We start from the raw sequence: 11,971 nt of genomic DNA, 5'->3' as shown, positions 1-11,971 counted from the left end.
TATGGAGGACTTCCTCCATATACCTTTCATGGTTTAAATGCTATACATTTTTTATTTTGTGAAGTATGCCCATTTAAATTGTGCATCTCCTAGACCAGATACTACTACACCTTTTAACGTTGGTTTTTGAACCCAAACGTTTGTATAGAAGTAAATTGGCATTACAGGCATTTCGTCAATGAAGATTTTTTCTGCTTTTTTCAATAGTTCAACACGTTTTCCAGCATCTTGCTCTTTTTGAGACTGTGCTAACAATGATTTGAATTCTGGATTTTCCCAGTTTGTATCGTTGTTTCCGCCTTTTTTATCACGGAACAATTCTAGGAAGTTGATTGGATCGTTGAAGTCACCTAACCAACCCATACGTCCGATTTGGTAATCTCCACGGTGTAATTTTTCAATGTATACAGCCCACTCAGCGTTATCAAGCTTGATGTCAACGCCTAAGTTCTTTTTCCACATATCTTGGATTGCTTGAGCAATCTTCGCATGGCTTTCACTTGTGTTGAAAGAAAGCTTGATTGGTGGTAATTCAGAAGCATCTTTTAAGCCTAGCTCTTTAAGACCTTTTTCAAGGTATTTCTTCGCTTCTTTTACATCGTTATCTTTGAAGAAACCTTTTTTGTTTTCTTCAAAAATGGATGGTGGTACAGCTGCCATTGCTGGGATTTGTCCACCCTTTGTAATGTTCTCTACGATCGCTTTACGGTCGATTGAATAAGCTAATGCTTTACGAATGTTAACGTTATTTAACGGTTTTTGCTCAGTGTTAAATTTATACCAGTAAGTACCAGCAATTGTTTTAACTTTAAGTTTCTTTTCTTCTTTTAGCTGAGGAATCGCTTCAGGTGGTACTTCTCCAGTAGGAGCTCCTGCCCAGTCTAATTGATCTGTATCAAACATTGATAACTCAGTGTTTGTATCATTGATCATTGCCATATCAATTTTGTTTAACTTAACGGAATCTTTATCCCAGTAAGTGTCGTTTTTCTCTAATACGATTGAATCATTATGTTTCCATGTAGTCATAACGAAAGGTCCGTTAGATACATAGTCTTTACCAGAGTTTGTATACCATTTTGGATTTGCTTGTGCGATTTTTGCATTTACAGGTAAGTATGTGTAGAATGCTGTTAATTCTAAGAAGTAAGGTGTAGGACCTTCAAGCGTTACTTCTAACGTTTTGTCGTCTACTGCTTTAACTCCTAAATCATCAGCTTTCATTTTACCTTCGTTAATTCCTTGAGCGTTCTTTACATAGTAAAGTTGGTACGCATATTGTGATTCATTTTTTGGATCAAGTGCCCATTTCCAAGCGTAGATGAAATCGTTCGCCGTTACAGGATCACCGTTTGACCATTTTGCATCGTCACGAATCTTGAATGTGTAAACTGTGCTGTCGTCACTAATTTTCACATCAGAAGCCATCGCATTTTCTGGTTTGTTATCTTTACCAATACGAGTTAACCCCTCAAATGTTTGACGTAACACGTTACCAGATGTAGCATCATTCGCTAAACCAGGGTTTAGAGAGAATGGCTCAGTTTTAATATTTACACGAAGTTCTTGCTTGTCAGCGAGTTTAGTCTCACCTTTTTTTGTGTCTCCATCTGTTTCTTTACTACCACCAGATTCTTTTTGGAATCCACAAGCAGTTAAGAAAAGACTGAAAACTAGTAGCAAGCTGAAAAGAACGGATAATCTTTTCTTCACGATATTACCCCCCATTTTTGTTTTAAACAGTACAAACTCTTTTTTACAATTAATTACACCTTAAATTCTTCAACACTCTGTATCATCTAAATAATCAGTATTTTCTTGTTAAAAAAATACGAACTAATTAGTAGAATGAAAAGTTCCTAATAAGAAATGGTTATGTACCCCCTTTTATAAAGTATGTACATGTTAATTTCATAAAAGTGTTTTTCTTTTCAAAACATTTGGTGACTTTATGTTGTCACTTTTTTATGTTTTCTGAAAAATTAAGGTATTGTAATAGTTTTGTAAAAAGATGCTTGTTACAGTTTATTATAAATATTTTAAAAATTTATTGCAATACTATTTCGTAATGTAATTTTTTGCTAAATGTATATCTTTAGACCTACCTGACAAAAAGTTACATCAATTTTTCTTTATGAGTGGAACACACCCAATAAATAGAAATTGCAATAAGAATATGAAAAATATAGCATATTATGTTGAAAAAGCAAATATTTTTTTCAAATCTCAATTTGCATTTCTATTTTCTCATCCGTTATAATAAAGGGTAACTGTACAATTTCATACCTTTATAGACAATGAAAAAGAATAGTACATATTACGCTGTTTTTCAGAAAATTTGCGGTTGATGCGAGCAAATATTCACGGATATGGAATGGACTTTGGAGTCTTCAAGCCAAATACTTGAACGTTTTTTCGACGTTAACCGAAAAACATACTTTTAATTTTGTATGATCAGAGTGATTTCAGCAATGAAATAATTAGGGTGGTACCACGGTCCATTCGTCCCTATTTGACAACAGGGATGTTTGGGCCGTTTATTTTTTTACAAAAATAAAATAAGTATTATGTGAAAGGATAAAACAATGAAAACAATTTTTTCAGGCATTCAACCTAGCGGTACAATTACATTAGGAAATTACATAGGCGCACTTAAACAGTTCGTAGAATTACAGGAAGATTATAATTGCTATTTCTGTATTGTGGATCAGCATGCGATCACTGTACCTCAAGATCGATTAGCGCTTCGTAAAAACATTCGCAGCCTTGCTGCACTGTATTTAGCGGTTGGAATTGATCCAACTAAGTCTACGCTGTTTATTCAATCTGAAGTTCCAGCCCATACAGAAGCAGGATGGATGTTACAATGTGTGGCATATATTGGAGAACTAGAACGAATGACGCAATTTAAAGACAAATCTTCAGGTAAAGAGGCCGTTTCTGCAGGATTATTAACGTATCCTCCGCTTATGGCAGCTGATATCCTTCTTTATAAAACAGATCTCGTACCTGTTGGAGAAGACCAAAAGCAACATTTGGAGTTAACACGTGATTTAGCAGATCGTTTTAATAAAAAGTTCAACGATATCTTTACGGTTCCGGAAGTACGCATTCCTAAAGTTGGTGCACGTGTGATGTCCCTTGCAGATCCAACGAGAAAAATGAGCAAATCAGATCCAAATCAAAAATCATTTATTACAATGCTTGATGATGCCAAAACGATTGAAAAGAAAATTAAGAGTGCCGTGACGGATTCAGAAGGAATTGTCCGTTATGACAAAGAAAATAAAGCCGGTATTTCTAATCTTATGGGCATCTACTCGATTCTAAGCGGAAAAACCTTAGAAGAAATTGAAACGATGTATGATGGAAAAGGCTACGGTGATTTCAAATCAGATTTAACTCAGGTAGTCATTGATGCGCTTACTCCTATTCAGGAACGTTATTATGAGCTTATTGACTCGACAGAACTAGACGATATACTTGACCAAGGTGCTGAAAAAGCCAATAAAGTAGCAGGAAATATGCTTCGCAAAATGCGAAATGCCATGGGAATTGGCCGCAAGCGATAAGAAAAAAAGACACCGATGACGGTGTCTTTTTTCAATTCACTTTTGGTTCCTGTTCCATCTCCCACAGCTTTTCGAAAAACGGCTGTCCTTTGATGAGATTTTCACAAAGCGTAATATGTTTCCGTGACCATCCGCTCGTTGTCTCATCATAAAGCTTTTGCCAAACGTCTTCAAAATCCATTCGCTGCACTTCCGAGTAATTTTTCGGATTCCATTCTGTGTACCAATAGCGCACTTGAGATGCATTATTAGACGAATGAAGCTGATCTAGCGCCATGAACAACAGCTGTTTAAGCTGACGTTCTTTTCTTGTTAGACCCGTCATCGTCACGGGAGCTGGTGATAAAATATGGTACTCTTTTTGATCTTGTGGACCTTCACTAAATTCATATGTAGTGGCTTCTTGATTTTCAATCATTTCATACACAAGCTGCTCTTGTCTTGGAATAATGCGGCTTTTACGGATTGGAATATGATATCCCATCGTGTCTATAGCTAAAATTCCATTTCCATCTGTCACAACAAAGCAATATTCGAGTTGAATACGCTCATGATTTTTACGGATGTAAGCCTTCTGATAAACATCGTGCAACAGCTGCTGTGGAAGTTCTGATAAATCATTTTCGATGTAGTGAAATAGCGTAGACGGAACTTTTAGTAATGGAACTTGATCTAGTAATTCGACTGAGTCATCCTTGCGCCATTCATGAAAATGGCAGATATTATAACCATTCTCTTCACCTTCGAACCAGTTAACCCATACATCATGTAGATAAAGCATCGTCATCCCTCACTTACTAACGTTTTAATTAACAATCAGTATAGGCATAGGATGCGCTTTTTATTCCAAATAATTCTATTTACTTCTCCACATGTTTTATAAAATGCCCTTTATTTTGTCACGCTCCACTTTTCAACGTGATTAAAAGGAGTCAGGCTATTAATCTCTACATGCTGCAATCGATTGCTAATGGCGAATAAATCTGTTTTTTCCCACAGTGGTAAAATAGGCAGCTCTTCATTAAATAATTTTTGCCACTCTCGATACACATTTTTTCGATAGGCATCATCGAATGCTTTTTCACCTATCCCCTCTTCTAACAGCTGATCGGATTTTTCATTTTTATAGCGTCCATAATTCCAAGCCGCATTTGAGCCCCACAGCGGAAGTGGATCTAGGTCCGCTCCGATATACCATGAACCAATAAAGGCTTCAAGAGTAGGATCATCTTTTTCCTTCATGTCATTGTATAAATTAAATTCAATTAATGAGCCTGTTGAGAGCTGAGTCCGAATTCCAATGTCCTTCCATGCTTGAATGATTGCTTTTGCGCGACTTTCAAACAAAGCAGAACCTGCATAATGCCCAAAGGAAATTTGAAATTCCTGACCGCTCGGATCCTCGACAAATCCGTCATCGTTACGGTCAATGTAACCAGCTTCAGCCAATAATTTTTTCGCTTTTTTTGGATTATACTCGTACGGAATAAACTCTTTTGGTGCTAAAGAAAGCCATGATGTGGAAGGAAGTACGCTATTGGTTACCCTAGCTTGTCCATCCAAAAAGTCATCAATCATTTTTGAGCGATTTAAGGCATACATGAGCGCCTCGCGAAGCTTTTTATTTTTGAACTTTTCTAAGTCATCGACATTTTTATCTCGCTGATTGTCTCTATGTCCAAACCGCAGTCCGATATACGAATAAATGCTTCCGCGTATTTTACTAATACGAATATTTTGTAAGCGTTCTAATTGATTCATAGAAGCTGCATCAATACTTGCTAAATCAAGTGATCCCTTTTTAAAATCCCTCTCCATAGAAGGCGTATTCACTACTTTTAATGTGACTTTGTCGAGCAGTGCCCTGCCTTTCCAATAGTTAGGGAAAAATTCAAGCTCTATCTCTCCGTCCTGTGACATATTGGTCACTTGAAAAGGACCTAATCCAATTGGATGACGACGCACAGGATCTGAATTAAATAACTTATGAATTGGAATAGATTGATACACCTTCTTCGGCATCGGAACTGGCCATAATTTCTCCAAGTTCGTCGTATGTACATCATTAAACGTAATTTTCATTGTGTATGGATCAATAATTCGAAGACCTTCTATGTGATTGCTTTTCCCGTCATGGTATTCTTTTGCACCTTTAATGAGACTTACATGCTCAAAGTAAGGACCTGTATACTGGGCGTTTGCAAGAACTTCAAGTGAATATTTCCAGTCCTCCATCGTAAGCTCCGTACCATTATGCCATTTCACTCCTTTATGGAGGTGAAACGTATATGTTTTTTTATCGTTGCTAATATCCCATGTAGCTAAGTTAGGAACGTATTTTAAATCATTGGTAATTTGATACATAGATTCAGTTGTAAAGGATTGAACATCGTCATCCTCAATACTTGTTGAGAATGCTGGCTCAAATATTCCTTCAGGCTCTCGTGACAGCGCCACTGTTATACTTCCACCTGTTTGAGGTGCTTTTTTTGGAAGACTTAATTGCGTATTCTCTAGTTTTCTATCAGACTTCTCTTCCTTCTCACTACATGCCGCTAAAGAGCTAATACACAAAAGCATGAGGGTAAGAAGAGTAAGCAAAGCCTTTTTCATCAAAATTCCCCCGTATTTTATCTGTTATTTTCCTTTTTTTCTGTCTTTAAATAATTGATTACATCTCTAGGAAATAGAGGCTGATTATTTGTATAGATGACATGCCACGTAGTGCTCTTTTTTTACTTCTTGAAGTAATGGCTTCTCCTCTAGACACTGTGGCATCGCATGAATACAGCGAGGATGAAACGCACATCCCTTTGGAGGATTAACCGGATTTGGGACATCTCCTTGTAAAATAATTCTCTCCTTTTTCTTTCGAGGGTCTGGATCTGGAATTGCTGACATTAGTGCCTGTGTATATGGATGAAGAGGTTGTTCATAAAGATCATTCTTACTTGCCATTTCCACTAAATTCCCTACATACATGACGCCAATTCGATCACTCATGTGTTTTACAACACTCAAATCATGAGCAATGAAGAGATAAGTGAGGTCAAACTCCTCTTGCAACTCTTTTAATAAATTTAAGACTTGTGATTGTACAGATACGTCAAGGGCAGAGACCGGTTCATCTGCAACAATTAATTTCGGACGAAGAGCAAGTGCTCTCGCAATGCCAATTCGTTGCCGTTGACCACCGGAAAACTCATGGGGGTACTTATGATACGCATCTTCAGGTAATCCAACCTTTTTAAGTAGCATCATGACTTCCTTCCTAATTTCCTTACTTGGAAGACGTTGATAATTACGCAAAGGTGCTGCAATAATATCCCCCACCATATGTACAGGGTTTAACGATGCATAAGGGTCCTGAAAAATTAATTGCAAATCGCGGCGATATTTCCGAAGAGACGCACCATTTAAATGGGTAATATCTTTTCCATTGAATATAATTGATCCTGATGTTGAATCAACTAAGCGTAAAATCGTGCGACCTGTTGTTGACTTTCCGCATCCAGATTCGCCAACAAGACCTAACGTTTCCCCTTTTCGGATAAAAAAGCTTATCCCGTCTACCGCTTTTACCGCTCTCTGTTCTTTTTTAAAAAGACCCTTTTTTGTTGAATAGTAGGTTTTTAAATTACGAACCTCTAATAACATTGGTTCTTCTTTCATCACAATTGTACCTTCACCCCTTCATAACTTCTTTCGTATAGGAAACATGCTACCTCGTGATCAGTCTCACCCTTCACTAATCGCGGTGTTACCTCTTTGCATTTTTCAAACGCCTGCGGGCATCGATCTGCAAATGGACAACCTATTCGTTTAATTTGACTAAGGGATGGAACAATACCATCGATTGTGTTCAGTCGTTCAAGTTCTTCGTCTATTTTTGGAATGGAGTTGATCAATGCTTTTGTGTAAGGATGCTTGGCGTGATAAAAGAGCGTGTCCACGTCTGCTCGCTCAATAATTTTCCCTGCATACATCACGATAACCTCATCACACATTTCAGCTACAACTCCTAAATCATGTGTAATCATAATAATGGACATATCATGCTCATTTTGTAACTCTTTTAATAGCTGTAATACTTGAGCCTGAACAGTTACATCTAAAGCGGTAGTTGGTTCATCAGCTATGAGCAAATTCGGCTTACAGGCAATTGCCATCGCGATCATAACGCGCTGGCGCATTCCTCCAGATAATTGATGAGGATATTCTAAAACAATCCGCTCAGCGTGAGAAATGCCTACTTTTTTAAGAAGAGATATGCTTTCTCTCATGGCTTCTACTTTAGAAAAACGCTCATGATGCAATAAAATTTCTTGAAGTTGATAACCGATTGTAAGTGTAGGGTTAAGGGAAGTCATTGGTTCCTGAAAAATCATTGATATTTTGTTTCCGCGTATCTTTTGCATTTCTTGATCGTTTTCGATATGAAGGTCCGATCCTTGAAACAAAATATACTCCTTTTTTATTTTGCTTTTTCCTTTTGGTAGCAGACCCATAATGGACAAAGAAAGCGCGCTTTTTCCACATCCAGATTCCCCAACAATTCCTACCACTTGCTTCTGCTTTACTTCAAAGGTTACGTTATCAACGGCATTGTAATAGCGACCGTTAATTTCAAAACTACTCTCTAAATTTTTCACTTCTAGCAACGATTTGTCGTTCATATATGGTAATGTTTCTTTCATTCTCCACCTCTACGAATCTACCTTTAACACAGAAAAAAAAGGCATACTAAAGAAGATACGCTTAATTTTCTCCCATATTATATCCTCTTATTCTAAATTATACCATTATTCAAAAAATAAATCATAGGGCGAAAAAGGCTTCCGTTTAAGAAAATGAGGAACATGATAAAATTTCCTCAGCCGTCATAGTCAGCATTTTTTTAGTCGTCATGGCTGGTTGAGTACCGCAATTCACCGCAATATGAAACCCGGTATTATACCCTAGCATGTTCGGGTACCATTTTCTTCCTAATAATAAATCATCATGTTTTCGTTCCGTTCTTCGTAGCGTTTCATGTGGCTTGAGAAGTGAATCCCAATGAGATTTTGCTTTCTCTTTTGAATAATATTTAGTCCAAGGTGCCAAATATTCATCGCCGCAGTATTCCTTTACCGCATATTCAGCAAGCCCCTCCATCATAATGCTATCTAACAACGTGGTATTCTCTTCTTTTATTTTGAGTTGCTGTATTCGACATACGTGATGATACTCGTGTGTTAAAACAGCTAGCACTTCTTTCAGCATCGTATCTGGCGATAAAAACAGAAACAATTTATCATCAAACGCAATACCCGAACGACCATTATACTCATGCTGAAGACGACGATTATGCGAGTTGCTTAAAAAGAGAAAAATAGGTATATCAGGGCCTCTCCATTCTTTTTTTAATTCTTCGTATTGTCTTTGTACCGCTTTCCACAGACGCTTTTTCTCCGTAAGGTCTTTAATCGTCTGAGCAAGTTCTTTTCCAGGTTGGTACATTCCATGACTACTTAAGAGACCTTGAATCTCTTTTATTGAAAGCCCTGAAAAATACGGCTTCAAGTTTTTAAAAACAACAGAAGCGTTCTCGATTCCTTCCTCCATCCAATGATCGGTTTGCATGACTGCCATTTTCGATCAACCACCTCTCCAAACATTTTTATTATCTTATGAGAGAGAGACGCTATTTTGTCACCGTTCACACAAAAAAGAGGTGAACTCCTCTTAAGGAGTTCACCTCTTTTGAACATTTATTATTCGTATTTTTTAAAGACAATCGTAGCGTTGTGGCCACCAAAGCCTAAAGAGTTACTTAATACGGCTTTCACTTCTTGCTTACGGGCTTTGTTTGGAACATAATCAAGATCACATTCAGGGTCTGGCGTTACGTAGTTAATTGTCGGTGGAATCATGCTATCTTCAATAGCTTTGACACTGAAGATCGCTTCCACACCACCCGCTGCACCTAGTAAGTGACCAGTCATTGATTTTGTTGAGCTGATCGCTACCTTTTGTGCGTACTCCCCAAACACTTCTTTGATTGCCATCGTTTCAAACTTATCGTTATAATCGGTGCTTGTACCATGGGCATTAATGTAATCAATGTCTTCTGGTTGAAGACCAGCATCGTTAATCGCTTGACGCATTGCACGAACGCCGCCTTCACCGCCCGGAGCTGGAGCTGTTACGTGATGAGCATCACCTGTTGCACCATATCCAACGATTTCAGCATAAATTTTCGCTCCGCGCGCTAATGCATGCTCTAAATCCTCAAGGATCACAATTCCTGCACCTTCTCCGATAATAAAGCCGTCACGGTTTTGATCGAATGGACGACACGCTGTTTCTGGGTCTGGATTTGTTGAAAGAGCTTTGTTTGCACAGAAACCAGCCACAGATAATTTCGTGATCGGTGCTTCTGTTCCACCTGTTACCATTACATCCGCATCTCCACGCTGAATTACTTTAAATGCGTCTCCGATTGAGTTTGTCCCTGTTGCACAAGCTGTTACGGTACAAGAGTTAATTCCTTTTGCACCAAGCATAATCGATACTTGACCAGCAGCCATATCAGGAATCATCATTGGTACGAAGAATGGACTCACACGACGAGCGCCTTTTTCTAAAAACGTTTCGTATTGGTTTTCAAACGTTTCCATACCACCAATACCAGATCCGATCCAAACACCAACACGAGGTGCAATTTCATCCGTAATCTCTAATTTAGCGTCTTGAACTGCCATTTTAGAAGCTACTACCGCATACTGTGTAAAACGATCCATTTTTCTTGCTTCACGTTTATCTATATAATCTTCTACGTTAAAGTCCTTTAACTCAGCTGATACTTTTGCTGTATAGTTATCAGGATCAAGGCGTGTCATGGTACGAACTCCTGAAACACCTTCGATTGCATTCTTCCAGCTTGTTTCTACATCATTTCCAATTGGCGTGACTGCGCCCAAACCTGTTACTACTACACGTCTTTTCTCCATGCTTTCATCTCCTTTAATATGCAACAACGTTTTTATTATGACATTATTTTCCCCAGCGTAAAGCAATAGCTCCCCACGTTAAGCCACCGCCAAAGCCGACCATCACGATTAAATCACCGTCTTTTATCTTACCATTTTCTAATTCCTCAACGATAGAAATTGGAATTGAAGCTGCTGATGTATTTCCGTATTTTTTCACTGTTTTAGACATTTTATCATCTGGAAGGTCTAGACGTTGACGTGCAGCCTCCATGATACGAATGTTTGCTTGGTGAGGGATCAAGAAATCAACGTCTTCTTTTGTTAAGTTTGCTTTTTCGATGACGTTAACTGCCGATTCACCCATTTGACGAACGGCAAATTTAAATACTTCACGGCCATTCATGATAATATGCTCATCTTGATAAAGATGCTTTGCACCTGTTCCATCCGCACCTAGTTCAAAGGATAAAATACCGTGTCCTTCGGATACTTTACTTAGGACGGCTGCGCCTGCTCCGTCACCGAATAAAACAGCTGTGTTACGATCATCCCAGTCCGTAATTTTAGAAAGCTTTTCTACCCCTACTACAAGGACATTTTGATACGTATCACTTTCAATAAATTGTTTTGCCATCACTAATCCGTACATAAATCCTGCACAAGCCGCACTCAAATCGAATGCTGCGGCTTTTTTAGCTCCTAAACGCTCTTGGATCATACATGCAACAGAAGGAAATGGTTGATCTGGTGTTACGGTTGCAACCATGATTAAATCAATATCTTCTGGAGCGATGCCCGCATCTGCAATCGCTTTTAACGATGCTTCGTACGCCATATCAGACGTATCTGTATTGTCGTCTGCGACACGTCTCTCTTCTATTCCTGTACGAGTACGAATCCACTCATCAGACGTATCCACCATTTTTTCCAAATCTGCATTTGTTAAAACTTTCTCTGGTAAATAGCGTCCGATCCCTTTAATTCCAGCATTCATATTGAACACTCCCTTACCCGCTTAGCGGTGAAATTTTTCATAAAAACTCTATTCGTTCATGTAATCGTTAAAGATAAACCCTTAAAAAGGAGTCACAGAGTTATAATCAATTATTAGTACTTGGTACTAATTTTACGAAATTTCTCTTGCTTTGTCTAGGAAAGAATCACGAAAAGATCGTTGAATTCGTAATAAAAAAGCAGCTAGGTTAGCTAGCTGCTCCGTCATCACTTGTTGTTGCCCTCTTGTAAAGCGTCTTGCTTTCCTAATTCGTAAGCGTCAGCCATTACTTTATTAAACAACTCCATAATCGGTTGAAGCTTGTCCATGCTCAGCTCAATCCCTGATTCATCTAGTAATTGCTTTGCTTCTGGTAAGTACTTCATTGCGATTTGTAAAAATTGAATGTTTTGTTCCATCATGTAAACTCC

10 protein-coding genes and 1 other annotated feature are annotated in these 11,971 nt (G+C 38.2%); of the genes, 1 reads left to right on the top strand and 9 read right to left on the bottom strand.

Translation table 11 applies throughout. The features are described from left to right. Positions 1 to 51: 51 nt before the first annotated feature. Positions 52 to 1,713 (bottom strand): peptide ABC transporter substrate-binding protein, encoded by a 1,662-nt coding sequence (locus tag AMD01_RS00590; RefSeq protein ID WP_053399443.1) that lies wholly within the window; start codon positions 1,711 to 1,713, stop codon positions 52 to 54. Positions 1,714 to 2,288: 575 nt separating this feature from the next. Then, positions 2,289 to 2,513 (top strand) — a binding site (T-box leader). Positions 2,514 to 2,585: 72 nt separating this feature from the next. Between AMD01_RS00590 and trpS the strand changes: the two genes are divergently transcribed. Then, positions 2,586 to 3,572, top strand: a complete 987-nt coding sequence (gene trpS, locus AMD01_RS00585; RefSeq protein ID WP_053399442.1) for a tryptophan--tRNA ligase — start codon at positions 2,586 to 2,588, stop codon at positions 3,570 to 3,572. A gap of 31 nt (positions 3,573 to 3,603) precedes the next feature. On the opposite strand, the gene AMD01_RS00580 is transcribed toward trpS, so the two are convergent. From AMD01_RS00580 to AMD01_RS00545, 8 genes are all read right to left on the bottom strand, one after another. Continuing rightward, positions 3,604 to 4,353, bottom strand: coding sequence for a YjbA family protein (locus AMD01_RS00580; protein ID WP_053399441.1), 750 nt, complete (start codon positions 4,351 to 4,353; stop codon positions 3,604 to 3,606). Between the two features lie 110 nt (positions 4,354 to 4,463). Next, on the bottom strand, positions 4,464 to 6,185 hold the full coding sequence (gene opp4A / locus AMD01_RS00575) for an oligopeptide ABC transporter substrate-binding protein (RefSeq protein WP_053399440.1): 1,722 nt from the start codon (positions 6,183 to 6,185) through the stop codon (positions 4,464 to 4,466). A gap of 84 nt (positions 6,186 to 6,269) precedes the next feature. Next, positions 6,270 to 7,244 carry an ABC transporter ATP-binding protein gene (locus AMD01_RS00570; protein ID WP_053399439.1) on the bottom strand — a complete coding sequence of 325 codons (975 nt, stop codon included), beginning with the start codon at positions 7,242 to 7,244 and terminating at the stop codon, positions 6,270 to 6,272. Continuing rightward, a complete protein-coding gene (locus AMD01_RS00565; RefSeq protein WP_157052565.1) occupies positions 7,244 to 8,269 on the bottom strand; it encodes an ABC transporter ATP-binding protein in 1,026 nt (341 codons plus the stop codon). The genes AMD01_RS00570 and AMD01_RS00565 overlap by 1 nt, the downstream gene beginning before the upstream one ends. Positions 8,270 to 8,414: 145 nt before the next feature. After that, positions 8,415 to 9,203: a DUF2268 domain-containing putative Zn-dependent protease gene (locus tag AMD01_RS00560; protein ID WP_053399438.1), complete on the bottom strand. Its 789-nt coding sequence runs from the start codon at positions 9,201 to 9,203 to the stop codon at positions 8,415 to 8,417. Between the two features lie 122 nt (positions 9,204 to 9,325). Continuing rightward, positions 9,326 to 10,564 (bottom strand): beta-ketoacyl-ACP synthase II, encoded by a 1,239-nt coding sequence (gene fabF, locus AMD01_RS00555; protein WP_053399437.1) that lies wholly within the window; start codon positions 10,562 to 10,564, stop codon positions 9,326 to 9,328. Positions 10,565 to 10,607: 43 nt separating this feature from the next. Continuing rightward, positions 10,608 to 11,540 (bottom strand): beta-ketoacyl-ACP synthase III, encoded by a 933-nt coding sequence (locus AMD01_RS00550; RefSeq protein ID WP_053399436.1) that lies wholly within the window; start codon positions 11,538 to 11,540, stop codon positions 10,608 to 10,610. A 227-nt stretch (positions 11,541 to 11,767) separates the two neighbouring features. Continuing rightward, complete coding sequence (locus AMD01_RS00545) at positions 11,768 to 11,962, bottom strand: ComZ family protein (RefSeq protein ID WP_053399435.1); 195 nt, start codon at positions 11,960 to 11,962, stop codon at positions 11,768 to 11,770. Positions 11,963 to 11,971 lie beyond the last annotated feature (9 nt).

The organism is Priestia koreensis (assembly GCF_001274935.1).
GTDB classification, from domain to species: Bacteria; Bacillota; Bacilli; order Bacillales; family Bacillaceae_H; genus Bacillus_AG; species Bacillus_AG koreensis.
The sequence above is the reverse complement of the archived record's forward strand: the minus strand, read 5'-3'. Positions and strand labels throughout refer to the sequence as shown.

What these genes read in the sequence shown, in the direction of transcription:
- opp4A (WP_053399440.1), bottom strand. Translation starts at nt 6,185, where the DNA reads ATGAAAAAGGCTTTGCTTACTCTTCTTACCCTCATGCTTTTGTGTATT.
- AMD01_RS00560 (WP_053399438.1), bottom strand. Translation starts at nt 9,203, where the DNA reads ATGGCAGTCATGCAAACCGATCATTGGATGGAGGAAGGAATCGAGAAC.
- fabF (WP_053399437.1), bottom strand. Translation starts at nt 10,564, where the DNA reads ATGGAGAAAAGACGTGTAGTAGTAACAGGTTTGGGCGCAGTCACGCCA.
- AMD01_RS00545 (WP_053399435.1), bottom strand. Translation starts at nt 11,962, where the DNA reads ATGATGGAACAAAACATTCAATTTTTACAAATCGCAATGAAGTACTTA.
- AMD01_RS00570 (WP_053399439.1), bottom strand. Translation starts at nt 7,244, where the DNA reads ATGAAAGAAGAACCAATGTTATTAGAGGTTCGTAATTTAAAAACCTAC.
- trpS (WP_053399442.1), top strand. Translation starts at nt 2,586, where the DNA reads ATGAAAACAATTTTTTCAGGCATTCAACCTAGCGGTACAATTACATTA.
- AMD01_RS00565 (WP_157052565.1), bottom strand. Translation starts at nt 8,269, where the DNA reads ATGAAAGAAACATTACCATATATGAACGACAAATCGTTGCTAGAAGTG.
- AMD01_RS00580 (WP_053399441.1), bottom strand. Translation starts at nt 4,353, where the DNA reads ATGCTTTATCTACATGATGTATGGGTTAACTGGTTCGAAGGTGAAGAG.
- AMD01_RS00550 (WP_053399436.1), bottom strand. Translation starts at nt 11,540, where the DNA reads ATGAATGCTGGAATTAAAGGGATCGGACGCTATTTACCAGAGAAAGTT.